The following is a 22,714-nucleotide window of genomic DNA, read 5'->3' as shown; positions in this document are numbered from 1 at the left end:
CAGAGAAAATTTCATTGCAAACACGTTGATTTTATCGCTTTGCACTATACTCGCAAAATTTCAAAAATCTGCCTATTGTTTGCTACTGAATTTTTCTCTGGGTGATTGTATTAATTATCTTTTTTACTATATTATAATGTCAAAAAGTCTTGTCCCACCTGCGCTTGCACAATGTTGGGGAAATGACCTTGTGACACGTAACAAGCCGTGTAATCGTTTTTAGCGTATGAAACTTTCTATATGTTCCTTAACCCTATCTGTCTCTTCAGCATGTTTTACCACACACATTATTGTGTCATCTCCGGCAATACAGCCTAAAATTTCTTTAATCTGCATTGCGTCAAGTGCTGCAGCCACTGCCATTGCCATTCCTGACACTGTTTTTACTACAAGTATATTTCCTGCCGTATCCATTGTTATAATTCCATCATTTAAGACACGCATATACTTGCTATTTGATACTATATCTGAACTGCTCTGTACTGCATATTTCTGCTTACCGCCTTTTGTGGCTATTTTTGTAAGATTAAGCTCTCTTATGTCTCTTGATATTGTGGCCTGGGTTACATTAAAACCATTTTCAACAAGCTTTGCTGCCAACTCTTCCTGAGTTTCAATATCATAATTGGTTATTAATTCTATTATTTTTCGCTGTCTTTTTGTTTTCATGGCATATCTCCTAATCACCAAGCTTATCCTTTATTACCTGAAGAAAGCTTCCTTCGTCAAGCTTAGCTATCTCTGTGGTTTCAACTGCTTCATATATTCTGATTCTATCTTCTGAAACTATGTTAAATATTCCATCACCGTCAAATGCTATCTTTCTGTTTTCTTCATTAGGCGTTCTTGACGGTCCGATTATAACCTCTATTTCATCATTTCTTGACAGAAGAATACTTCTTGTTCCAATTGAATGAGGACATATAGGTGTAAGAATAATCATATGTGAATCAGGTCTTGCCACAGGACCTCCTGCTGAAAGATTATAAGCAGTTGAACCTGTTGGTGTTGACAATATTATTCCATCTGCCTGAAACTTTCCAAGAAGTTGACCGTTAACGTACACATCAAAATTGGAAATAGCCATATCGCCACCTCTATGTATTACAATATCATTAAGCACGTTAGACTTGTACACAACTTCGTTGTTTCTTATAACCTGACCGCACAACATCATTCTTGACTCAACATTAAATCTGTCATTTAAAAGTCTGTCAATTGAGCCTTCCATTTCTTCCGGTGAAATTTCTGCAAGGAAACCTAAAGTTCCCTTATTTACGCCAATAAAAATCACATCAAGTTTCTCTAAGTCTTTAGCCGCATGAAGTAATGTCCCATCGCCACCTATTGTTATAACACATTCAAGATTTCCCGGAACCTGCTCCTCTAAAATAACCCGATACTGTCCTGTAGCTGTGTCCACGTTATTTAAAACCACGCAATTGCCACCTTTTTTTATAATATAATCTGATATTTTATTTGCAATGCTGTTTTTTTCATCTTTATAGCTGTTTGTAATTATGCAAAAATTTTTCATCCAAAAACTCCAATATTCAAAAATTATAATTATAAACTTAATCTAAGCCAGTCTAAATCTAACTGTTTTCCTGCTTCTTTTTATCAAGTGTTACATGTGAATCTTCAACAACTTTAACAGGGTCAACACATATCTCATCTACAACCGGTTCTTCACCATTGTTCTGCAAATATAATAAATATTCAATATTGCCCTCCGGTCCCTTAACAGGTGAATAGTCAAGATTTAAAATCTTAAATCCTATGGACATTGCATATTCTATTACTTTTTCAATAACCTGAACGTGAACCTTCTTATCTCTTACAACACCTTTTTTACCTACATTCTCTCTTCCTGCTTCAAACTGTGGCTTAATAAGACATACTATCTGACCATTTTCTTTTAAAAGATTCTTAACAGGTAATAAAACCTTAGTTAATGATATAAATGAAACATCAATTGAAGCAAAATCAAGTACATCATCAATTTGGTCAGGTGTTACATATCTAATATTAGTTCTATCCATACAGATTACTCTGTCATCCTGTACAAGTTTCCAAGCAAGCTGACCATGACCCACATCAACAGAATAAACTTTTACCGCACCATTCTGTAACATACAGTCAGTAAAACCACCTGTTGAAGCTCCAACATCCATGCATGTTTTTCCTTCTATCTTCACTCCGAAAACATCCATGGCTTTCTCTAATTTTAAGCCACCACGGCTAACGTATTTCAGTGTCTTTCCTCTAACTTCAATATTTACTTTTTCGTCGAAAGTTGTTCCCGCCTTATCCTCGCGTTCATTATCAACGAAAACTATACCACTCATTATTATGGCCTTGGCTTTCTCTCTTGAAGGAGCCAAACCTCTTTTTACTAATAAAACATCTAATCTTTCTTTCATCTTGTCAGTTCCATTACCTTTTCGTATATATTTTTATAGCTTATTCCTATTTCTTCCCTAAGCAAAGCCACGTTACCCTGTTCCACAAACCTGTCATCAATTGCCATAACCTGAACATCTGCATCAATTCCACTTTCCAATATGAAAGTTTCAACGCTTTCTCCAAAACCGCCTTTTTTAATTCCTTCTTCCACAACAATTATATGTTTGTGATTTTCAGCAACCCTTTTAATAAGTTCAGTATCCATAGGTTTAATAAAAACAGGATTGACAAATGCAGGATGTACATTCTCTTTCTCAAGCATATCTATTGCCTTATAGGTTTCCTCAACCATTGAGCCTACAGCTATAATTGCCACATTACCACCTGCATTGTTGCCATCTTTACTGCCTTCTTTTAATATCTGACCTTTTCCATACTGCAAATTAATGTCTTCCTTAATTTCAGGAAAAGCAACACCTCTTGCAAATCTGATTGCTATTGGCCCGTCAAAATGTTCAGCAAACTTCATTGCCTCTTTTAATTCTTTAATTCCTGACGGTGCAATTATTGTCATATTAGGCATTGCTGACAGAAATGACATATCAAAAATGCCCTGATGGGTTTCGCCGTCACTACCAACCAGACCTGCCCTGTCAAAAATCAATGTTACCGGAAGTTTCTGTATACATACATCGTGTAAAATCTGATCATATGCTCTCTGATAGAACGATGAATATATTGACACCACAGGCTTGTATCCGGATACTGCAAGTCCTGCTGCAAAAGTTACTGCGTGTTCTTCTGCTATTCCCACATCGAAAAATCTGTCAGGGAATTCTTTCTGGAATCTTGATAATCCTGTTCCATCAGGCATTGCCGCTGTTATTGCAAGAATTCTGTCATTTGTCTTTGCCATTTTAACCAATGTTTTTGAGAAAACATCTGTATATGACATCATTCCGTTAGTTACTGTTTCAAGGCCTGTACTTATGTCAAAAGGATTAACTCCGTGATACTTAGAAGGATTATTCTCTGCAGGTTCATAACCCTTGCCCTTCTTTGTTCTTACACAAATAATAATCGGTCTGTTAATCTTTAATGCCTCTTTAAAAATATCTATCATTTCAGGAATATTATGGCCGTCAACAGGCCCAATAGATGTTATTCCCAAATCTTCAAACAATCCCTGACTAATAAACAGATTCTTAATATGGTCCTTTGTTCTTTTTACACTTTTTACAAGGCTTGAACCAAATTTGGGGATTCTGCTAAGTGATGTTTCTACATCACTTTTAAAGTCATTGTATTGTTCACTTGCTCTTAACTTATTAAGATAATTAGACATACCACCAACATTCTTTGATATTGACATTTTATTGTCATTTATAATAATAAGCATGTTTCGTTTTAAATCTGCCGCATTGTTAATTGCTTCTAATGCCATACCACCGCTTAAAGCTCCGTCGCCTATTACTGCAACTATCTTTTCATCTGTTTCATTTAGTTCAGCTGCAGTTGCCATACCAAGGGCAGCAGAAATGGATGTTGAACTATGACCTGTATCAAAGCTGTCACATAGACTTTCATGTCTTTTCGGAAAACCACTTAATCCGTTTAACTGTCGCAAAGATTCAAACTCGTCCTTACGACCTGTTAAAATCTTATGTGTATATGCCTGATGTCCAACATCCCATACAATCTTATCCTTAGGGAAATCAAGCACTGCATGCAAAGCTATTGTTAAATCAACAGTACCTAAGTTAGAAGCAAGATGTCCCCCTGTCTTACTTACTGAATCAATAAGAAACTCTCTTATTTCTTCTGCAAGTTTTGGATAATCTTTTTTATCTATATTTTTAATATCATTTGGTTTATTAATTTTTTCTAAAAGTTCACTCATTTATTTCACTCTGTTAATTAATTTTATAATTAAATTTTTAAGGAATTCACTATCTTCCCCAAGACTTTCAAGTAAATTAACCGCCTTTTCTGAGTAATCTTCAACTAGCCTTTTTGATTCATCTATTCCTTTTAAAGTAACATATGTAGTCTTATTGTTCTTTTCATCACTAAGAACCGGCTTTCCAAGTTCTTCCAATGTTCCTGTTACATCAAGAATATCATCCTGAATTTGGAATGCTATACCTACATTAGTTGCTATTTCCTCCACTGTTTCAACAGCCTGCTCATCTACTCCTGCCAGAATGGCTCCAACCATCATTGCCCCCTCGATTAATGCTGCTGTCTTAAGCTTGTGAATAAAATTAATTGTATCTATGTCTTTTTCTTTATTTTCGTTTATTACATCAACAGTCTGACCGCCAATCATTCCGTAGATTCCTGCCTTGTAAGCAAGAATATTCATGGCAAGTGCTGCTCTTTGAGGATATTTACTCTTTAGTATTGCCATACTCATAGTTTCGTATGCCATATTAAGAAGTCCATCCCCTGCAAGAATCCCTATATCTTCGCCATATACGGCGTGTGTAGTCTTCTTGCCTCTTCTATACATATCATTATCCATTGCCGGCAAATCATCATGTACTAATGAATATGTATGAATCATTTCCATTGCTGCCATAAACGGATATGCCTCTTTTTCATCTCCGCCAAACAATCTTAATGTTTCCAAAACAAGCATTGGTCTTAATCTTTTTCCACCTGCCTTAAGACTGTAATTCATTGCTTCAATTATAATCTTCTGCAGTCCTTCTTCCTTAGGACAATAATCGTATACAATCTTTTCAACGTATGCCGTTCTTTCCTTTAATTCTGTATCAAAATTATTCATTTATATTTCCCTCTTCAATAATTTTAATCTGCTTTTCTATTTTTTCAATCTGGTTGTTACAATCCTGTACCAAACTAAGCCCTTTATTATATAATTCAAATGACTGTTCTAATGTTATTCTGTCTGACTGCATTTTTGAAATTATATCTTCAAGCTGTTCAAAATTATCTTCTATGCCGACATTTTCTGTATTATTCATATTATTTTCCGTATTATTTTCTTCTATAATACCTGTAACATTATTTTCAGTATTATTCTCCATTATTTTCTCCCTGAACTTCCAATACACTTGCTTTTATTTTTCCGTCTGAAATTGTCAGATTAATATTATCTCCTTTTTTAAGTTGTTCCACTGTTTTAATTGATTCTCCTGAATCATTTGCAACATAGGCAAAGCCTTTTGAAATCTTATTAAGTGGAGATAATCCGTTAAGTCTTACTGCGTATATCTGAAGCATATGTTTTCTACTATCCAAAATAGTATGAAAACAATCTGTAAGATGCATCTGCAAGTCAGATATATATTGCTTTCTTGTAAGTAACATATTCTTAGGACTATACATCTGAATACTATTTTCCAGATTCTTAGTAAGTAATTTGTATTTTTCAATAAAATGTTTTTCGTAAGTTGTAAGCATCTTTCTATAATTCTGCAACTTATTTTCAAATTCCATATAATCAAACACTGCCAATTCTGCCGCTGCCGACGGAGTAGGTGCTCTTCTGTCCGAAACATAATCTGCTATTGTTGTATCTGTTTCATGTCCTACTGCAGATATAATAGGGGTATTGCAATTAAAAATGGCTTCTGCCACAATCTTTTCATTAAAAGCCCACAAATCCTCTATAGAGCCACCACCACGGCCTACAATAATGGTGTCAAGATTCATTGAGTCAAGACATCTTATTCCGTTAACAATGTCTTTTGCTGCATCAGCCCCCTGCACAAGGCATGGATACAAATAAAGTTGCACATACGGATTACGTCTGGTTGTTATATTAATAATATCTTGTATTGCCGCACCTGTCTGTGCTGTACATATTCCAATTCTTGTAGCATATCTTGGAATAGGTTTCTTATACATAGGATCAAAAAGTCCCATTTCTTCAAGTTCAACTTTTAATTGCTCAAATCTTTGATAAAGTAACCCTGCCCCTTCTAATATAATCTCCTTAGCATATATCTGGTACTTTCCATCTCTTTCATAAACACTTACGCTGCCAAGGACAACAACCTTCTGACCTTCTTCCATCTTAAATTTAAGTCCTGACCTGTTACCTGCAAACATAATTGCGGATATAACTCCGGTTCTATCCTTTAACGTAAAATAAATATGTCCCGATGTGTGATATTTGCAGTTACTTACCTCGCCTTTTATATAGATATTATTTAAGGCAAAGTCCTGATTAAACATTCTTTTTATATAATTGTTTACCTGTCCTACAGTATATATGGATGCCATATTAACTCCTAAAATAACTTTGCAAGTACACCGTTAACAAATGAAGGTGAATCATCTGTTCCATATTTCTTAGCAAGTTCAATGGCTTGATCAACAGCAACTTTTTCAGGAATGTCTTCATCAATCTTCATTTCATAATAAGCAAGTCTTAATATTGTAAGATCTACTTTTGACATTCTATCTGTTGTCCACTTTACAGCAGCCTTATTGATTGCTTCATCTATTTCGTCTATCTTTTCTGCTATTGCATCAACTCTGTTAGAAATAAATTTTCTGTCTTCTTCTGATACTTCAGGTGTTTCCTCCCAAAACAAATCATACTGTTTCGGCATTTCTGATCTATTGTGAAAATCATTACAATATAATAACTTAAATGTATTCTCTCTTAATTTAACTCTGTTCATATTTCCTCCTAAAATTGCTAGTATTCCTATGATGTCAAAAAGGGTGTCTGTTACAGACACCCTAAAAAATAACTTGTTTAGTTAGTTGCTACGCTTGCAATGTTCACATTAACATTGGCAACTTCCATACCTGTCATGTTTTCTACTGTTGTTTTAACCTTGTCCTGAACCTTCTTTGATATTGTAACTATATTCTCATTAATTCTAAGAATAATTGATAAATCTACCATTACTGTATTATCTACAACGTCAACTCTAACGCCTTTAGATAATTTCTTCATTCCAAGTTTTGAAACAAGCTCTGCTGTGATGTTTCCAGCCATAGCCACAACACCATCAACCTCCATTGCTGCCATCGCTGAAATAACAGCAAGTACATCATTACTAATCTGAACTTCTCCTAAGTCAGAATTGTCATGTTCAATATAAGTAGTTCTCTGAGATTCCATATTGACCTCCTAATGCGTATTCTTGTGATTATTATACCATCATTGATGTCATTTTACAACTGACTAAATTATTGTATTTAGTTTATTGCCAGTCTATGTCAGGAACCTTTACCACTACCGTTTTAGTCTTAATGGCAGTGTCCGCCACACTTGCTGCAATCTCCACCGCACTGAAGCGACTTGCCGGCTTTTTTATCTTTAACCATGCTTCTAATTATTAAAGCTACTATAATTGCTAATACTATTAGTACAATGATTGTTCCCATATCATTCGCCTCCATTTTTCTTTTCAAACGCAAAGTTGATAGCAAGATTTTCTTGCCCATAAAATCTTGCTATCCTGCTTGGCTATATATTAACATTTAGAAGTTTTCCTTGCAGTAGTTAGTATACCCTAACCTCTGTTCTATGTCAATAACTTTTTTCTTTATTTTGGTTATTTTATAATTTTTTATTTAATTTGAATATTTATATAATAAATGGTATAATATGGTTTACGTATATGTTAACGGCCTTAGGTTTCACAGCACCGGTTCTTTCCGGTTACTTAGTTGGAATTATTTTAAATTTAAAAGAATTAAGTTAGGATGGTAATAATATGACACATAGTAACGAATCAGCAGAAAATTATTTAGAGACAATCTTGATGTTAAGTCAGAAGCTTCCTGTTGTAAGATCAGTAGATATAGCAAACGAGTTAGGATATAAGAAATCAAGTATTAGTATTGCAATGAAGAATTTAAAAGCTAAGAATCAGATTACAGTAACCGATGCTGGATTTATCTATCTTACAGATGAAGGCAAAAAAATTGCTGAAATGATTTATGAACGTCATCGTTTCATAACAGCTTTTTTAACAAGCCTTGGGGTTGATGAGAAAATTGCTGCGGAAGATGCATGTAGAATTGAGCATGTAATAAGCGAAGAAAGTTTTGCAGCTTTAAAGGAACATATTAAATTATAATTTTAATATTAACGCCGCACCAAATGGTGCGGCTTTTCTTATTGGTTGTTTGTTGGTGTAATTGTTATGTTCTTTGCTGCTATTCCCGTTTTTCTCTTTACCACATTTTCAATTTGAGCTTTCTTTGTTTCATCCATCTCAGCATCATTTACAATAACATCCACCTGTTTGTCTGTAATCGTTACAAGCACATCCTCAAAACCTTTTGCCTTTAATAACGTTTCCACTGTATTTTCCATATCTGTAGTTTTTGTAAGTTCAGTCATTGAGGTTACTGCTTTCTTTTTTTGATTCTCCTCCAAGCCCTTATTGTTAATCACTTCCAATAAAGTTTCCTTATTTTTTGAACGTGTCTGTTCCCTGTTTAATCTTGCCTGAACCATATAACTGCTTACTGATGTGCCATTAGTTAATATTGCAGCTCCCGGCTCTTTGGTTTCTTCCTGATTAGTACCATCGTTTTTTTCATTTTCACCATTTACATCATCCCCCGAATTTTCAGCACTACTGTCCAAACCTTCACCGTCCAGACTTTTTATTTCACCGTTTTCATCTGAAATATTATCCTGTGAATAAACACTGTCATATGTATTATTGTTTGCCTCTTTCGTCTTTTCCTTCTTTGACAGATTATCCGTATAATTCAAATACCCTGCAACTGCAATCAGAACAGCCAGCGCCGTAACAATAATCTGATTCTTTTTTAATATTTTTTTCATTGGACATCCCTCCTAATCAACTTCTAATACTGATATTTTATGTATCGGAACATCAAATAATGCCGATAACATATTAATAATTTGTCCCTTCTTTTTTTCATCCGAAATACCTTTTGCCGTAATTGCTATACCCTCAACTTTTGGATAAAGTTCCTTAACTATATAAGGCTCTTCTCCGTTATTCCCTGAAAATATGACTGTTGACTTTTTAGATGAAGCATTTATGTTATCTCTATTTTCATTTTTTTCCTTTCCTGACGAATCTTCCACATCCTCCTGTAATATTTTTTCGCTGCCTGATTTAAAAGATATTACAACGGAAACTTTAGATATACCATTAATATTCTCTAAAAGTTTTTCAACTTTATTTTCCATATCAGTTTCGTAATTGTTTGACGTTGTTTTGGTTTTAACATTGCTGTCCGGCACTTTTTTATCTTTTATATTTTCAAAATATGATGCACCTACAAGCATTATTCCTGCCAATGCCAAAAGAAGTATTTTTTCTTTTCCGATTTTACTAATGTTCTTAATTTCCGGCATTTTCTTTATATCCATTGCTCACCCTTTCATAAACCTTATTTTCAAGACTCTCCCTGTTATTTTCAAAAGTATAATTTTCTTCTTTTAAACTGCCATGAGTGTAGTTTTTAATTATTTGCTCAATGTCACCACTGTTGTTTTTTATATTAATAATGGGATTAACGATTAGTGCAAGCAAAACTATACCTGCAAAAAGTTTTATATATTTCTTACTGCTGCTTTCCGGAAATATATTTAAAACAAGGGAAATTACCAGTGAAAAAATACATATATTTTTTATATATTGATACAAAAATTCCATTTACTATTCCTTTTTTATTATGATTAGAGCTTCAAAATGTTAAAATTTGATTCCATTATGTTTTTACATTAGTTGTCATACATATAATTGCAATGCTTATTACAAAAAGAAAACCACTGCTTATTACAACTCTTATAAGAAGCCTTATGCCCTTACAAAGGCAGTTAAGGCTTTCAATTATTCGTCTATCTGCAACGGGCTGGATTATTGCCGTAAAAATCTGAATCGACGCTGAATATATTTGAAGTTTCATATATGGAACAAAGCAAATCAATATTATCATTATGATTCCAAATGTTCCGATGCAGTTTTTAATTAAATTAGCTGAACCTAAAAGCATTCCCGTAACCGCATCAGCCCCATCGCCTATAACCGGCAAGGTTCCGATAAACTTCTTTATTGTAGTGTTTTTTGCCATATCAACTGAGGGCAAAATTAATCCCTGAATAATATTTAGCCCGGTTACTATTCCCACCATTGTCTTATTTACAAAATTTATAAAATTCTCTATTACGTGGGTTGTTCCCGACAAAAAATCTTCTCTGGAAATATTATTAACCAGACTTATTGCCATGTATATTTTTATTGCAGGCAATGTTATTTTCAAAAAAACGAACTGGCAAACCTCAATAATCACAAGTGTTAACTGATAAAAACCGGCCGCTGCCGCCTGTCCCACTATTGCCACCGACAAAAAATACGCCGGAATTATTCCGCCAACAAACTTTAATAATAGCTTCACTAATTGGGCAGCTATAATTGAAAACTCCTCAAACATAGTTACCATTATTGCAACTGTAACCATATAACATATATAAAAGCCTGTATCGCTAATGCCATTCTTTGAAAACACATTTGCAAAGTTTGTAAAAAAAGAAGCAATAATTGTAATCAAAAGCAGATTAACAAGAGTTTTTTCGATTAGACTTACATCCCCTATTGTTTTTTCATAGGCAGTTCTTCCTATCTCCTTTAAAACAAGAAGCACATCTCCGTCCCTTAACTTTTTTAATATATATTTGTAATCAATGTTATCATACCCCTGAGTTTTAAGAATTTTTCCGCTGTCTTCCAAGTCAAAATCATCAATTGTTATAATCTCTTCCGAAATCACTCCTGCTTTAACAGGTTTAGACGTTAAAAATAACAAAATAAAAAATAGCAAAACAAGCTTAAATATAAATTTTGTATTAATAATTCTCATAATATTTTCCTTACGATAATTGATTGGAATATTTCTTTTCTAAAAGTTTCTCGGAATAATAATTTTCTCACAGCAATAATTTTCTCACAATAATAACTTTCCAATAGAAGAAATCAGTTCCGTAAAAACAGGAAAACTTATAACCAATACAGATAATTTTCCAAAAATCTGAACCTGATTTGCCACCGCCTGATACCCACAATCCTTTGCTATATCCGAAGCAATTTCCGATATAAAAGTCACCCCTGTTATTTTTAAAATAATTTTTATATATTCCCTGCTAACAGAAGTTATGCCGGCAAGCCTTTCTACCATTTCCACAATTTCATTCACTCTTACAAGTGAATATAAGAAAATAAAAGCGCATCCTACCACCGAAATCATTATTCCATATTCAGGTTTTATTGACTTAAACTGAATTGCCATAAGCACAACAACAATTCCCATTATTCCTATAACTAACATTTTCTAACCTTTAATTTATAATTCAAAAAGACGCTGTATAGTACTGAACAATTCATATATGTAAGGCACAATCCACATAAGAACGAGAATAAGTCCTGCAAGACTTGTAAGAAAAGCCTGCTCTTCTCTTCCGCTATGTTTTAAAATCTGACCCACAACAGAAACTATTATGCCCACGGCAGCAATTTTAAAAATCAAACTAATATCCATATTTCTCCCTATATAAGAACTATTCCTAAAAATGCCCCGCAAGTAATTCCAAGCATTCTGTACAACTTACATTTTTCATTTTTTTCTGCTTTTAATTCTTTTATTGTTAATTGGATTTGTGACTGATATTTTTCAATATTATTAATCTGGGTTTGTCTGTCAGTTATTCCAAGCCCTCTGCCAAAATCTTTCAGACTGTTTTTATCCTCTGATTTTAGTGATGATTTTTTATCAAAAATATTATCCACACCTAAACTCCATGCCACGCTTAAAGGTATTTCTGACTTTTTAAAACTTTCCTGAACTTTTGTCACAAATTCCCCCACCTTCCCCTCTATCATTTCCGATATATTTTCCAAAGCTTCCTGAACAGAATTATTGCTATAACTAATTTCCCCTTTTAGCAAAATCAGCATTTTCTGTATTTGCTCTAATCTGTTAATTCTTTCAATATAATCTTTGCTAAACAAATATCCCATTAAGGAGGCTGACATCATAATCAGAACAATTCCTGTTATTTTCAGATACATACATATTCCCCCATACTTTTTATAACTATTTTTCTTTTAAAAATCTTATCTATATCTTGTCCCAGCTTTTCCCTTGCTTCTGCCAAATCTTTTCCATGAATAGTTGCCACAACACTTACCCCGCTGTTTACTGCATATTCAATCGCCTTAAAATCAGCTCCACTTCCAATTTCATCAACAGCTATAACTTTAGGTGCCATAGACCTTATTGCCATAACAATGCCACTATACTTTGTACAATCACTTATAACATCCGTCCTAAGTCCTAAATTAATCATTGGAACTCCCCTGTAACTTCCACCTATTTCATTTCTTTCATCCACAACTGTTACATTTATTCCTTTTAAATTGCTATAACCCCTTATAATATTTCTAAGCAAAGTAGTTTTTCCCAAACCCGGCGGGGATATAATAAGAAGATTTTCTTTTTCTTCCACAATTTTATTTACCAATTCACAACCTGCGTTTTTTAAGTCGTGGCTAATTCTGTAATTCATAAATTTAATATTTTTTATTATATTAATTCCCTTATCATCCATTACAACCTGTCCTCCAAGTCCAACTCTGTGTCCTCCGGGAATTGTAATATATCCGTTACGAATGCTACTTTCAAAAGAATAAGCCGAATATTCAGTTATCAGATTAAAAGCTGTTTTAATATCTTCCTCATTTACAATATATTCTGAAATTACATATTCATTATTCTTAATAAAAATTATTAAAGGGCAATTAATACGCAGCCTAATTTCAGTTATATCATTAAAATCCATCCACTGATTTTCACATTTATTTCTGATGGCATTTCTCACATTAGGCGGTAAATATTTTTCAATTATTTCCATCTTTTCAATCTCCTTATGAAAATATATGTGAAAAAACTGCTATTATTCTATTTACTTTTATGAAATATAAAGTAAAATAATATTAAGTACACATATTATTTTATGTAACAATTTTTATAAATAATTAGGAGGAGCTTATGAAAAATACACGTATTATAGGCATAATTTCAGTTACAGTGCTTCTACTTAGCACAATAACAATCTACGGATATGAAAGTTCAGGCAACAAAAACATTAACACTTATGAAGCTACTCAGGAATCAACACCAAGTGTTACAACAATTCCTGCAACTACAACACCTGTAACTACTGATCCTACAACCAAGCCGGTAACAACTACTAAACCGGTGACAAAACCTACAACAAAGCCGGTGGCTACTACTAAACCTACAGCTACAAAGCCTAAAACTACAACAGCTGCTAAGAACAATGTTAAAGAAACAACAAAGATTTACAACAAAGTAAAATCTATTTCATTAGACAAGAAAGCTATTCGTTTAAATAAGGGCGACAAAAGAACTCTTACTTCTTACGTAAAATACAAGAAGCGTAAAAAAGGAGTTAACGAACCTTTAATCTGGAAAACGTCAAACAAAAAAGTTGCTACTGTTTCCCAGAAAGGTGTAGTAAAAGGAAAATCAAACGGAAAGGCATACATAACTTTAAAATCAAAAATCACAGGCAAAACCGTAAAATGTAAAGTTACCGTTGCAAAGACAAAATACGTTGCCTTCACTTTCGATGACGGTCCGGGAATCTACACAGACAAGCTTCTTAAAGCTTTAAACAAGAACAATGCAAAAGCAACATTCTTCGTAGTTGGCTCATGTGTAAACTCACATAAGACACAATTAAAGAATGAATATAAACTTCATATGGAAATAGGTAGCCATACATACAATCACAGCAACCTGAAAACTTTATCAGTGCCACAAATCAAAAAAGAACTTGGTTCAACAAATAAAGTAGTAAAAAGTGTAATCGGTACAACACCTACGCTACTTCGTCCACCATATGGAAGCTATAATAAAACAACAGGAAAGTACGCAGGCGTACCAATGATATACTGGTCAGTAGACACACTTGACTGGAAATACAGAAACGTAAACTACGTATCAAGTACAATCCTAAAAGAAACAAAAGCTTGGGATATCGTACTTCTACACGATATACATCAGACATCAGTAGACGGATTTATAAAGGCGTTGCCAACCCTTAAAAAGAGAGGTTACGAACTGGTAACAGTAAGCGAATTGTACAGCCTTAAAGGCAAAAAACTCAAAAACGGAGTAATGTATTTTAGTCCTAATAGGGATTAACTTTTCCACAAAAAAGAACAACCAACTCAACGAAAGCACACTTTCGCTGCTCTCGGCTCGTAGCGGTACTAAGAATCTATGACAGTTTCACTGCCCTATCTTCTAAGAACCGACGGCCTCAAAGCACTTTCTTTAGAGTTGGTTGTTCTTTTTTTATAAATTTTATTGATTTTTGCTCTAAAATTTTAACTTAAAAAATTTTTCGTTTTGCCATTAAAATCTTAGCCTAAGAGTTCTTTTACCATTTCGCCGTTAAATTCTACTTTTTTAAGATTGTTTACTTCGATTTGGTATAATGCGTTAGCTGCCAGATGTTCGGCTGCCTGTTCTAAATCTCTTATTCCGCTTGTGTTTTTGTATATTTCCATTACTGCATCAAGTGCTTCTTCTGTCATTACACATTCGTCTTCTTTTAGGCTCATTCTCTTTAATACCTTTGGAAGTGCAAATTTTGAAAAGATAATTTTCTTTTCTTCGATTGTGTAGTCAGGAATGTCTATTACTGCAAATCTTGACATTAATGGCGCGCTTATCTGGTCTTTCTCGTTAGCTGTTGCAATTGGGTAAACACCAACTGTTGGAATCATACATTCCATATAGTTGTCTGTAAAGCCAAGATTGTCAAGAAGTGTTAATAACACGTCTGCCGGATTACCATTACCCTTTCCTGATGCTGCTTTGTCTAATTCGTTTATGATAAATACAAGGTTAGACTCGCCTGCCATTGAGAAGGCATCCATTATAATTCCCGGTTTGGCGTTTGAGTAAATACGTGAGCTACCTGTTAACTGTTCAGGGTCGTTGATTGAACTCATATCAAGTGTTGTCCAAGGAAGTTTTAATATCCTTGCAACCGCATAAGCTATCTGTGATTTTCCTGTTCCTGCAGGTCCGATAAGTAAAAGTCCGTATGCAGGAAGTGTATGTGTACGGTTAATCTGGATAATTGTTTCCATAATACGCTGTTTTACCCGTTCCATACCATATAATTCTTCGTCTAATATTTTTCTTGCTTCCACAGGATCAATAGCTTCAAAATAATTATTTTTCCACTGAATGTTCATCATAATTGAAAGTGCTCTCTGTGCGTGATGTCTTTCTTCCTGTGAAACTTCATTTGAACGGGCAACTGCTAAGTTTCTTCTTGCCCAAAGTCTGATATTATCAGGTAAAGTTCTTCCGGCGCAGTTCATAAAGTCAGTAATACTCTGAATACTTGTAAGCTTCATGCTGTCCCCTTCTTCTTCCTGATCCTCGTCTAGTTCTTCTTCAATAGGAGGATTGCTTGCAAGAAGTCTTTCAATCATAAACTGAAGGAATCCGTCTTCTGCTGAAAGCTTTGTAACTCCCCCTGCTGCTGTTTCCCTGATTTTGTAAACAGCATAACCATTCTCTGTATTCTCACCTGAAAGTCTTACATTAATATGGTTTTCACCTAACCACTTTAATAAACTTACAAAACGTGAATCTATTTTTAAAATATCTGCTGTAACTGTTCCGTCTTCCTCTTCAAACTCAAAAGTTGTAGCTTTTGTAGGATTAGTGAACTTACCGCTTGAGTGATGTTTCCACTGTCTTTTCTTATTGTCCAATACTAATATTGGCTTCTCTGCTGAAGTTGTTTTCTCATTAGAGCTAAATGTTGTATATGTACATACAACTTCTTTTTTCTCTTCAGGTGCATTGTTAAAATCAAATACTGGCATAACTTCTACTCTCTCTTTTTTCTTTTTTATTCTCTGTTAATTTTAAAGCATATTTCAAAAATTACAACACTTTTAATAGAAATAATGTATTAAATGTAGTACATTCCCTGATTGTATTCGTCATAATCTTTGTAGCTGCTTTCTAAGTCTGCCAAAGTGGTGTTTTCAAGTACTTCATCCAGTCTGTCATTGATTTTGTCAATAATTAAGTTCTGAATTGTTAAGGCAATTCTCGGATTTTCGCTTTCTGATACTTCTTCTCTCTCAATTCTGTATGCACCATCTAAAGCTTCGATAATTGATGCCACTGTAATTCGTGAAGGGCTGTCCCCAAGTAAATATCCGCCCTGAGCACCTTTTATACTCTTAATAATTCCTGCACGTCTTAATGAGGCAAAAATATGTTCCAAATACTGTGGTGAAATTCCGTTTCTTTCTGCAATGCTTATTAATGAAACATGACCTTTTGTAGAATGAATTGATAAATCTATTAAGGCTGTTAATCCGTATCTGCTTTTCTTTGATAAATTCATTTTTCTCTTCCTTTTCTCTTTTATAATTTCTTTTCCCGATTTTTATGATTTTAATGTAATTTGTACTTTTCCTACTTATTTGGTAGGTATTATATTAGTACTCTAAATCTTTTACTTAATTTTGTCAAGTTCTTGTATATTTTTCCATATTATATTACTATTTATACTGTAGTACGCAGGGGGCAATTTTTGTCCCACTTATATAATTTTTAGGAGGCACATATGAGCGATACATATATTTCAGATTCTATTAAATACATTGGTGCAGATGATACTACTTTAGATCTTTTCGAGAGCCAGTATATTGTTCCTAACGGGGTTTCATACAATTCGTACATTATTATGGATGAAAAAATTGCTGTTATGGACACTGTTGACCAGAGAAAGACAGACGAATGGTTTGATAATCTTAATAAGGCATTAGATGGAAAAACACCTGATTACCTTGTTGTTTCCCATCTTGAACCTGACCACGCTGCAAATATTCAGAATTTTGTTGAAAAATATCCTACAGCTAAGTTGGTTTTAAGTATGAAAGCTAAAGCAATGATGCCACAGTTTTTTGAAATTGATAACTTAGATGATATTTGCATTACTGTTAAAGAAGGCGACACACTTGAACTTGGTGAGCATAAACTTACTTTTATTATGGCACCTATGGTTCACTGGCCTGAAGTAATGGTTGAATATGAAGAAAAAGAAAAGATACTTTTCAGCGCAGACGGATTTGGTAAGTTTGGTGCTCTTTCTGCTGATGAAGATTGGACTTGTGAGGCTAGAAGATATTACTTTAACATAGTTGGTAAATACGGTGCTCCTGTTCAAACTCTTTTAAAAAAAGCTGCAAATCTTGATATCAAGACGATTTGCCCTCTTCACGGACCAATTCTTAAAGAGAATCTTGGATATTACATTGATAAATATAACACTTGGAGCAGCTATCAGCCTGAGGACGAAGGCGTTCTTGTTGCATATGCTTCAATTCACGGCAACACTGAAAAAGCTGCCAAATTAATTGCAAAAACTTTAGAGGAAAAAGGTGCTCCTAAAGTTGCCATTACTGACTTAACAAGAGATGATATGGCTGAGGCCATTGAAGATGCTTTCAGATATAGCAAACTTATTATTGCTGCTTCTTCATATGATGGTGGTGTTTTTCCACCTATGGAAGACTTTCTTAACAGACTTTCACACAAGGCTTACCAGAACAGAACTGTAGGGCTCGTAGAAAACGGTTCATGGGCTCCATGTGCTGCAAGAGCTATGAAAGGATTTGTTGAAAACATGAAAAATATTACAATATGCGATAACACAGTAACAATCAAGTCTACATTAAAGGATGCTGATATGGATAGTGTTAGTGCATTGGTTGATGAAATCTTAAATAAATAAACTTTAAACAAAAAGGAGACTTGCATAAAACTTAAGTCTTGTGCAAAGTCTCCCTTTTGTACAGTTTATATATATTACACAACAAGATTTTTGCCGCTGTAATTATATACTTCTATATAGTTTCAAGTGCCTGTGAAAGATCATTTATTAAATCTAAATTAGAGCTTTACCTAAATTCTTACACTCTTTTTCTGCTTCTTCATCAGGTGTTTCCTGACAAATTACGAAATCACACGCCATAACGGCTCCATCAGCGATACATGTTTCTTCCCATGTACGCATCCATTCACCATCACCCCATCCGTAAGAACCAAACAAAGCAATCTTTTTGCCTTTTAACTTAGGTTCACATTCCATAAACATTGGTTCAAATTCACTTTCTTCAAGCTGTTCAGCTCCCATTGAAGGACAACCAAATGCAATGGCATCATATGAATCCATCATTTCTGCGTTAAACTGGTCTGCAGGAAGAATTGTTGCTTCTCCGCCTGCTTCTGTTACTCCTTCTGCAACCTTAGTTGCCATAATTCCTGTATTTCCTGTTCCACTCCAAAAAACTACTGCTACCTTACTCATTTTTGTCTTCCTTTCCTGTATTGAAATGATTTATATGTATAGGGACTTTTTTATTATTTTCATTTTTTATTATATATAACGTTTATTATATATTTTTAAGTTTCTAATATGTAATGATTTTCCATACAATTTATTTCATATATAACATTTATTATATATTTTCTTTCAAAGTCCTAATATATAACTATTTTATGCTACCGTAAGTTTTAAAACGCTCTTGCCGGCTTTCCACTGTTTCATGTAAATTCTTGTACATTTATTGAAAAGTTCAAATCTACGCTCAGCTTCACACTGGTCGCAATAAACTTTCCAACATCCACAGCACTTAAAATTTTTCCCCTTGTTTTTTATGAATCCTACAACGTCCCCCACCGGATATCCTAAAAACAATCCAATTTCGTGAGGGAACTCTGTAGTTTCACTTAATCTCATTTTAAGTTTTTCAATAGCCTTCTCAGGCTCTGTACTGTCGTACCCGTAATAGGTCAACACCTCTTTAACCCCTGGCTTCATTAAATCCTTCGCCAACATATCTATTCTATATACATAAATAAGGACTGATTTTTTACTTTTACGAAGAGTTTGGATTTTTATCCCTTTGCCGTTAAGCAAAAGATTTAATTCTGCCATGTCTTTTTCAAGTTGTTTTTCATTTATGAAGTAACAATTAATTAAACTTGCTGTTTTAAGTGATGCCAATGTAGGTGAGCATAAATCAATTATGTACTTTTCCAAAACATTATTTCTGCTCATAAGCATCCTCCTTTAGACTTATACGGAAGAGGCTACTACACCTCCCCCTATAAATCCGGTTCAAAATGATTTATTCTTGGTTAGTTATTTCTAACTGTTATTATAATATCCTAACTTTAGGAATATTGCAAGCACTGTTTTTGATAAAATTTCCCAACTAGTTTGTTATACTTCTAGCTTCTCAATTAAAAATTTTTACCATATTCTTTAATATCTCTACAGCAAAAATCCCTACAGATTTAGTTTTTTCTAAATCTGTAGGGATTATACCTTTTGGTCCGTTGCCTAAATCCTATAGACTAATCTAATTTCAAAGCAACGGCATTATTATTTTGTTTTTATTTGTGATAAGGTTCGTTATTTATTATTCTATAACTTCTATAAATCTGCTCTAACAAAATAACTCTCATTAACTGGTGTGGAAAAGTCATCTTAGAAAAGCTAAGTTTAAAGTTTGCTCTCTTTGAAACGTCCTGATGCAATCCTAAGGAACCACCGATTACAAACACAATATGGCTTTCGCCCATTATTCCCAACTTGTTAATTTTGTCGGCAAGTTCTTCTGAATCAAGCATCTTGCCATTGATTTCCAATGTTATTACAAAAGCATCATCGGGAATATTTTTGAGAATTCTCTCGCCTTCCTTAGCTTTTATAATATCCATCTCTTTCTCAGTACTATTCTCGATGGTCTTCTCGTCTGCCACCTGAATAATATTAAGTTTACAGTATCTTGATAATCGCTTTGAATACTCATCAATGGCTGCTGTGTAAAACTTTTCTTTAATTTTTCCAACTGTTAAAACTGTTATCTTCATTATTTAACCTTTACCTTCTTTACAGCACTCCACTTCTTTGAAAGAACTTTCTTCTTTCCATTCATTTTGTAAGCTTTTACTCTAAAATAATATGTTTTCTTTGATTTTAATTTCTTAATTGTGGCACTATTTTTTTTAACATACTTGCTCTTTGCACCTTTAAACTTTTTGTTTGTTGAATATTGAACAAGATATCCCTTAGCGCCTTTCACTTTCTTAACTGAAATAGTTACTTTCTTCTTTCCAGCCTTTACTTTTGCAACTTTAGCATTTGACGGAGTTTTAATCTTTGCAGCCGGTGTTGATGGTGTTGATGGTGTTGATGGCGTTGATGGTGTAGTTGCTGCTGTTACGCGGTTAAATTTATAAATTCCCCATTTTCCGTTAACTTTAACAGCATATTTATTGCCATCATACGGCTCAGATATTCCTCCAATCTGTCCTTTAGGAATTATCATTGTTCCATCCACACTTGACATTATTTCGTATGTTCTATTCTGTCCTTTTGAATCATAATTGTAACCAACTACTATATTTCCTGAAAAATACAAACTATTATAACTTCCTAAATTAACTGTAGCTTTATTTTTTCCTGTAAACATCTTCCAGTTATTATTGCTATCTTTTATTGCAATTTTTGTTATTATCCACATATCATCAGATGTCAATTTTGAATCTGTTGCACAATCTGTCCCCTTAATGATTGATGTTCCATCAACGTCGATTATTTCATAGCTTGTTTTCTCTCCATATTTTGTAACTAATACACAATCATTGGCAAAGTCGATTTTTTCTAAATCTGATTGATCACCAATATCCATTAATTTCTTTCCTTTATTGTTATATGCATATGTTCCAAGATACTTTCCATCACTTGTAAAGAATCTAACTGAAAGGAACTGTCCTACTTCGTCTACATATCCATAACCACCTTTACCTATTGTTGCAATGTTCTCTCCATTTGAATTAATCAGATATAATGTTCCATCTTTCTGTGCAATAAACCATTTTCCATCATCTGTGTTAATATCATTATACTTCTGTAATATTTTCTTTCCTGTACTCAAATCATATGCATCTACATATTCATTTTCCCAATCATCTGTATAGTAACGCAGTGTAAGAATCTTACCATTTGAATCATTTATGTCATTTGCTAAATAATCAACATCCTTATATTCAAACTTATTCTTTACATTACCATTTAAATCAAAAATATATGCAATTTTTTTGTCTGAATCATCCCCAAATCCTAATAGTAAATTATCACTTACCGTCTGTAATCTACTTACTTTTCCATCTACTGCCAATGTCTTTTTTGTATGAGTTTCTTTGTCAACATAATACCAGTTTTTATTGTCAATATTAAAGTAGATTCCTTTATCATTAATTACATACTCCTCACATTTTTCGTCTTCGTTAGAAGTGTATTTTAATGTCCAGATTTTCTTGAAAGTTGATAAATCATATAATGTATATTCATTGTTATCATACATTTCAATTCCTAAATCTATAATAGCGGAATCATCGTAATTGTTCTCCATAATAGTCTTGCCATCCATATTAACGTATCCAGTATTGTAATAGCTATCTTCATTTTTTTCATCATACTGAACAAATCTGACAATACTATTATTCTCATCAGTCCATCCTGTACATTCACCTATATCCTTTACTATTTTTCCATCTAAAGTTATCAAATATAAATGTTCTACATCTTCATGATCGCTTGTTGTTTTAACATAATTTGCTGCTATAAAATGTTTTCTGTCGGTCAATAATATTATATTGTCATATTTTATAGTTCCTGTGTATAGATCTGAATCATTAGCAACAAAGTGTTCAATTACATTTCCTTTTGAATCTAATAAATCAGTACCTTCTTCATCGCTTATATAACCATATAGCTCATCTTCACTACCATGCATATCTTGATATTTTTTTTGGAATTTTGTTACAGTATTTCCCTTTTCGTCAATCAAACTCCATATAGAATCCTTTGACTGTGCCAAATACTTATTTCCATATATTCCTTTAATTCCCGAATATATACAAGGTATAATTTCCTTGCCATCTTCTCCTACAACACCACTTAAGCTATTCTTTGACACTATAAATTTATTTCCGAAAGAACTATAAACATTATCATATACCATTGTTGGTTCAAGAATAACCTCATAAGCTTTCTGTGCTGTTTCTGCAAGTGCCTGTGTTGACCATATTGGAACCATACCAATTGTCATAGCTAATGAAAGCCCTATGGCACTTATTTTTTTAATACTTGTTTTTAATCTCATAACTTTCCTCCTTCGTTAATTTTATAAAT

Annotated in this window: 27 protein-coding genes; 3 read left to right on the top strand and 24 right to left on the bottom strand. The window is 33.5% G+C overall.

The features are described from left to right. Window positions 1-219: 219 nt before the first annotated feature. The 10 genes from argR to NQ558_RS07950 all read right to left on the bottom strand — a co-directional run bounded on the left by argR (window position 220) and on the right by NQ558_RS07950 (window position 7,779). Window positions 220-669, bottom strand: coding sequence for an arginine repressor (gene argR / locus NQ558_RS07995; protein WP_005362882.1), 450 nt, complete (start codon window positions 667-669; stop codon window positions 220-222). Window positions 670-679: 10 nt separating this feature from the next. Continuing rightward, window positions 680-1,537, bottom strand: coding sequence for an NAD(+)/NADH kinase (locus tag NQ558_RS07990; RefSeq protein WP_005362884.1), 858 nt, complete (start codon window positions 1,535-1,537; stop codon window positions 680-682). A gap of 58 nt (window positions 1,538-1,595) precedes the next feature. Next, on the bottom strand, window positions 1,596-2,423 hold the full coding sequence (locus NQ558_RS07985; RefSeq protein ID WP_005362886.1) for a TlyA family RNA methyltransferase: 828 nt from the start codon (window positions 2,421-2,423) through the stop codon (window positions 1,596-1,598). Then, window positions 2,420-4,306 (bottom strand): 1-deoxy-D-xylulose-5-phosphate synthase, encoded by a 1,887-nt coding sequence (gene dxs / locus NQ558_RS07980; protein ID WP_005362887.1) that lies wholly within the window; start codon window positions 4,304-4,306, stop codon window positions 2,420-2,422. The genes NQ558_RS07985 and dxs overlap by 4 nt, the downstream gene beginning before the upstream one ends. Continuing rightward, the gene (locus tag NQ558_RS07975; protein WP_005362888.1) at window positions 4,307-5,197 is read right to left on the bottom strand and encodes a polyprenyl synthetase family protein; all 891 of its coding nucleotides are present in this window, start codon (window positions 5,195-5,197) and stop codon (window positions 4,307-4,309) included. It lies immediately after the preceding gene. Beyond that, window positions 5,190-5,459, bottom strand: a complete 270-nt coding sequence (gene xseB, locus NQ558_RS07970) for an exodeoxyribonuclease VII small subunit (RefSeq protein WP_005362889.1) — start codon at window positions 5,457-5,459, stop codon at window positions 5,190-5,192. Before xseB ends, NQ558_RS07975 begins: the two co-directional genes overlap by 8 nt. Beyond that, on the bottom strand, window positions 5,449-6,660 hold the full coding sequence (xseA, locus tag NQ558_RS07965; RefSeq protein WP_005362890.1) for an exodeoxyribonuclease VII large subunit: 1,212 nt from the start codon (window positions 6,658-6,660) through the stop codon (window positions 5,449-5,451). The genes xseB and xseA overlap by 11 nt, the downstream gene beginning before the upstream one ends. 8 nt (window positions 6,661-6,668) lie before the next feature. Further along, on the bottom strand, window positions 6,669-7,064 hold the full coding sequence (gene nusB / locus NQ558_RS07960; protein WP_005362891.1) for a transcription antitermination factor NusB: 396 nt from the start codon (window positions 7,062-7,064) through the stop codon (window positions 6,669-6,671). Between the two features lie 77 nt (window positions 7,065-7,141). Then, on the bottom strand, window positions 7,142-7,513 hold the full coding sequence (locus tag NQ558_RS07955; protein WP_005362893.1) for an Asp23/Gls24 family envelope stress response protein: 372 nt from the start codon (window positions 7,511-7,513) through the stop codon (window positions 7,142-7,144). 128 nt (window positions 7,514-7,641) lie between these two features. Beyond that, window positions 7,642-7,779: a FeoB-associated Cys-rich membrane protein gene (locus tag NQ558_RS07950; RefSeq protein ID WP_040447079.1), complete on the bottom strand. Its 138-nt coding sequence runs from the start codon at window positions 7,777-7,779 to the stop codon at window positions 7,642-7,644. A gap of 332 nt (window positions 7,780-8,111) precedes the next feature. Between NQ558_RS07950 and NQ558_RS07945 the strand changes: the two genes are divergently transcribed. Then, window positions 8,112-8,477, top strand: coding sequence for a metal-dependent transcriptional regulator (locus NQ558_RS07945; protein ID WP_005362899.1), 366 nt, complete (start codon window positions 8,112-8,114; stop codon window positions 8,475-8,477). A gap of 38 nt (window positions 8,478-8,515) precedes the next feature. Here NQ558_RS07945 and NQ558_RS07940 read toward each other — a convergent pair whose 3' ends face one another. The 8 genes from NQ558_RS07940 to NQ558_RS07905 form a co-directional block, all read right to left on the bottom strand. Further along, window positions 8,516-9,196: a SpoIIIAH-like family protein gene (locus NQ558_RS07940; RefSeq protein WP_005362901.1), complete on the bottom strand. Its 681-nt coding sequence runs from the start codon at window positions 9,194-9,196 to the stop codon at window positions 8,516-8,518. Window positions 9,197-9,208: 12 nt separating this feature from the next. Then, on the bottom strand, window positions 9,209-9,754 hold the full coding sequence (locus NQ558_RS07935) for a hypothetical protein (RefSeq protein ID WP_005362903.1): 546 nt from the start codon (window positions 9,752-9,754) through the stop codon (window positions 9,209-9,211). Next, on the bottom strand, window positions 9,726-10,040 hold the full coding sequence (locus NQ558_RS07930) for a stage III sporulation protein AF (protein WP_005362904.1): 315 nt from the start codon (window positions 10,038-10,040) through the stop codon (window positions 9,726-9,728). Before NQ558_RS07930 ends, NQ558_RS07935 begins: the two co-directional genes overlap by 29 nt. A gap of 55 nt (window positions 10,041-10,095) precedes the next feature. Beyond that, the gene (locus NQ558_RS07925) at window positions 10,096-11,244 is read right to left on the bottom strand and encodes a stage III sporulation protein AE (protein ID WP_005362905.1); all 1,149 of its coding nucleotides are present in this window, start codon (window positions 11,242-11,244) and stop codon (window positions 10,096-10,098) included. A gap of 84 nt (window positions 11,245-11,328) precedes the next feature. Further along, a complete protein-coding gene (locus NQ558_RS07920; RefSeq protein WP_040447081.1) occupies window positions 11,329-11,709 on the bottom strand; it encodes a SpoIIIAC/SpoIIIAD family protein in 381 nt (126 codons plus the stop codon). 15 nt (window positions 11,710-11,724) lie between these two features. Then, complete coding sequence (gene spoIIIAC / locus NQ558_RS07915) at window positions 11,725-11,919, bottom strand: stage III sporulation protein AC (protein WP_005362907.1); 195 nt, start codon at window positions 11,917-11,919, stop codon at window positions 11,725-11,727. Between the two features lie 8 nt (window positions 11,920-11,927). After that, complete coding sequence (locus NQ558_RS07910) at window positions 11,928-12,449, bottom strand: stage III sporulation protein AB (RefSeq protein ID WP_005362908.1); 522 nt, start codon at window positions 12,447-12,449, stop codon at window positions 11,928-11,930. Further along, complete coding sequence (locus NQ558_RS07905) at window positions 12,440-13,291, bottom strand: ATPase, T2SS/T4P/T4SS family (RefSeq protein WP_005362910.1); 852 nt, start codon at window positions 13,289-13,291, stop codon at window positions 12,440-12,442. The genes NQ558_RS07910 and NQ558_RS07905 overlap by 10 nt, the downstream gene beginning before the upstream one ends. Window positions 13,292-13,428: 137 nt before the next feature. Between NQ558_RS07905 and NQ558_RS07900 the strand changes: the two genes are divergently transcribed. Continuing rightward, window positions 13,429-14,610, top strand: coding sequence for a polysaccharide deacetylase family protein (locus NQ558_RS07900; RefSeq protein ID WP_005362911.1), 1,182 nt, complete (start codon window positions 13,429-13,431; stop codon window positions 14,608-14,610). A 221-nt stretch (window positions 14,611-14,831) separates the two neighbouring features. On the opposite strand, the gene NQ558_RS07895 is transcribed toward NQ558_RS07900, so the two are convergent. Both NQ558_RS07895 and NQ558_RS07890 read right to left on the bottom strand, forming a co-directional pair. Next, window positions 14,832-16,316 (bottom strand): AAA family ATPase, encoded by a 1,485-nt coding sequence (locus NQ558_RS07895; protein WP_005362912.1) that lies wholly within the window; start codon window positions 16,314-16,316, stop codon window positions 14,832-14,834. A gap of 89 nt (window positions 16,317-16,405) precedes the next feature. Continuing rightward, window positions 16,406-16,849: an RrF2 family transcriptional regulator gene (locus tag NQ558_RS07890; protein ID WP_005362914.1), complete on the bottom strand. Its 444-nt coding sequence runs from the start codon at window positions 16,847-16,849 to the stop codon at window positions 16,406-16,408. 222 nt (window positions 16,850-17,071) lie between these two features. Between NQ558_RS07890 and NQ558_RS07885 the strand changes: the two genes are divergently transcribed. Beyond that, the gene (locus tag NQ558_RS07885; protein ID WP_005362916.1) at window positions 17,072-18,241 is read left to right on the top strand and encodes an FprA family A-type flavoprotein; all 1,170 of its coding nucleotides are present in this window, start codon (window positions 17,072-17,074) and stop codon (window positions 18,239-18,241) included. A gap of 153 nt (window positions 18,242-18,394) precedes the next feature. Here the strand turns inward: NQ558_RS07885 and NQ558_RS07880 are convergent, their stop codons facing one another. From NQ558_RS07880 to NQ558_RS07865, 4 genes are all read right to left on the bottom strand, one after another. Continuing rightward, window positions 18,395-18,817, bottom strand: a complete 423-nt coding sequence (locus tag NQ558_RS07880) for a flavodoxin (RefSeq protein WP_005362917.1) — start codon at window positions 18,815-18,817, stop codon at window positions 18,395-18,397. A gap of 189 nt (window positions 18,818-19,006) precedes the next feature. Next, a complete protein-coding gene (locus NQ558_RS07875; protein ID WP_040447082.1) occupies window positions 19,007-19,570 on the bottom strand; it encodes a DUF3793 family protein in 564 nt (187 codons plus the stop codon). 338 nt (window positions 19,571-19,908) lie between these two features. Continuing rightward, window positions 19,909-20,388, bottom strand: a complete 480-nt coding sequence (gene rlmH / locus NQ558_RS07870) for a 23S rRNA (pseudouridine(1915)-N(3))-methyltransferase RlmH (protein WP_005362921.1) — start codon at window positions 20,386-20,388, stop codon at window positions 19,909-19,911. Next, window positions 20,388-22,685, bottom strand: coding sequence for a fibronectin type III domain-containing protein (locus tag NQ558_RS07865; protein ID WP_005362922.1), 2,298 nt, complete (start codon window positions 22,683-22,685; stop codon window positions 20,388-20,390). The genes rlmH and NQ558_RS07865 overlap by 1 nt, the downstream gene beginning before the upstream one ends. Window positions 22,686-22,714: the final 29 nt, after the last annotated feature.

Source organism: Eubacterium ventriosum (assembly GCF_025150745.1).
In the GTDB taxonomy this organism is placed as follows: domain Bacteria; phylum Bacillota; class Clostridia; order Lachnospirales; family Lachnospiraceae; genus Eubacterium_G; species Eubacterium_G ventriosum.
This window is presented reverse-complemented; position numbering and strand designations above follow the sequence as displayed.

What these genes read in the sequence shown, in the direction of transcription:
- argR (WP_005362882.1), bottom strand. Translation starts at nt 669, where the DNA reads ATGAAAACAAAAAGACAGCGAAAAATAATAGAATTAATAACCAATTAT.
- NQ558_RS07990 (WP_005362884.1), bottom strand. Translation starts at nt 1,537, where the DNA reads ATGAAAAATTTTTGCATAATTACAAACAGCTATAAAGATGAAAAAAAC.
- NQ558_RS07985 (WP_005362886.1), bottom strand. Translation starts at nt 2,423, where the DNA reads ATGAAAGAAAGATTAGATGTTTTATTAGTAAAAAGAGGTTTGGCTCCT.
- dxs (WP_005362887.1), bottom strand. Translation starts at nt 4,306, where the DNA reads ATGAGTGAACTTTTAGAAAAAATTAATAAACCAAATGATATTAAAAAT.
- NQ558_RS07975 (WP_005362888.1), bottom strand. Translation starts at nt 5,197, where the DNA reads ATGAATAATTTTGATACAGAATTAAAGGAAAGAACGGCATACGTTGAA.
- xseB (WP_005362889.1), bottom strand. Translation starts at nt 5,459, where the DNA reads ATGGAGAATAATACTGAAAATAATGTTACAGGTATTATAGAAGAAAAT.
- xseA (WP_005362890.1), bottom strand. Translation starts at nt 6,660, where the DNA reads ATGGCATCCATATATACTGTAGGACAGGTAAACAATTATATAAAAAGA.
- nusB (WP_005362891.1), bottom strand. Translation starts at nt 7,064, where the DNA reads ATGAACAGAGTTAAATTAAGAGAGAATACATTTAAGTTATTATATTGT.
- NQ558_RS07955 (WP_005362893.1), bottom strand. Translation starts at nt 7,513, where the DNA reads ATGGAATCTCAGAGAACTACTTATATTGAACATGACAATTCTGACTTA.
- NQ558_RS07950 (WP_040447079.1), bottom strand. Translation starts at nt 7,779, where the DNA reads ATGGGAACAATCATTGTACTAATAGTATTAGCAATTATAGTAGCTTTA.
- NQ558_RS07945 (WP_005362899.1), top strand. Translation starts at nt 8,112, where the DNA reads ATGACACATAGTAACGAATCAGCAGAAAATTATTTAGAGACAATCTTG.
- NQ558_RS07940 (WP_005362901.1), bottom strand. Translation starts at nt 9,196, where the DNA reads ATGAAAAAAATATTAAAAAAGAATCAGATTATTGTTACGGCGCTGGCT.
- NQ558_RS07935 (WP_005362903.1), bottom strand. Translation starts at nt 9,754, where the DNA reads ATGGATATAAAGAAAATGCCGGAAATTAAGAACATTAGTAAAATCGGA.
- NQ558_RS07930 (WP_005362904.1), bottom strand. Translation starts at nt 10,040, where the DNA reads ATGGAATTTTTGTATCAATATATAAAAAATATATGTATTTTTTCACTG.
- NQ558_RS07925 (WP_005362905.1), bottom strand. Translation starts at nt 11,244, where the DNA reads ATGAGAATTATTAATACAAAATTTATATTTAAGCTTGTTTTGCTATTT.
- NQ558_RS07920 (WP_040447081.1), bottom strand. Translation starts at nt 11,709, where the DNA reads ATGTTAGTTATAGGAATAATGGGAATTGTTGTTGTGCTTATGGCAATT.
- spoIIIAC (WP_005362907.1), bottom strand. Translation starts at nt 11,919, where the DNA reads ATGGATATTAGTTTGATTTTTAAAATTGCTGCCGTGGGCATAATAGTT.
- NQ558_RS07910 (WP_005362908.1), bottom strand. Translation starts at nt 12,449, where the DNA reads ATGTATCTGAAAATAACAGGAATTGTTCTGATTATGATGTCAGCCTCC.
- NQ558_RS07905 (WP_005362910.1), bottom strand. Translation starts at nt 13,291, where the DNA reads ATGGAAATAATTGAAAAATATTTACCGCCTAATGTGAGAAATGCCATC.
- NQ558_RS07900 (WP_005362911.1), top strand. Translation starts at nt 13,429, where the DNA reads ATGAAAAATACACGTATTATAGGCATAATTTCAGTTACAGTGCTTCTA.
- NQ558_RS07895 (WP_005362912.1), bottom strand. Translation starts at nt 16,316, where the DNA reads ATGCCAGTATTTGATTTTAACAATGCACCTGAAGAGAAAAAAGAAGTT.
- NQ558_RS07890 (WP_005362914.1), bottom strand. Translation starts at nt 16,849, where the DNA reads ATGAATTTATCAAAGAAAAGCAGATACGGATTAACAGCCTTAATAGAT.
- NQ558_RS07885 (WP_005362916.1), top strand. Translation starts at nt 17,072, where the DNA reads ATGAGCGATACATATATTTCAGATTCTATTAAATACATTGGTGCAGAT.
- NQ558_RS07880 (WP_005362917.1), bottom strand. Translation starts at nt 18,817, where the DNA reads ATGAGTAAGGTAGCAGTAGTTTTTTGGAGTGGAACAGGAAATACAGGA.
- NQ558_RS07875 (WP_040447082.1), bottom strand. Translation starts at nt 19,570, where the DNA reads ATGAGCAGAAATAATGTTTTGGAAAAGTACATAATTGATTTATGCTCA.
- rlmH (WP_005362921.1), bottom strand. Translation starts at nt 20,388, where the DNA reads ATGAAGATAACAGTTTTAACAGTTGGAAAAATTAAAGAAAAGTTTTAC.
- NQ558_RS07865 (WP_005362922.1), bottom strand. Translation starts at nt 22,685, where the DNA reads ATGAGATTAAAAACAAGTATTAAAAAAATAAGTGCCATAGGGCTTTCA.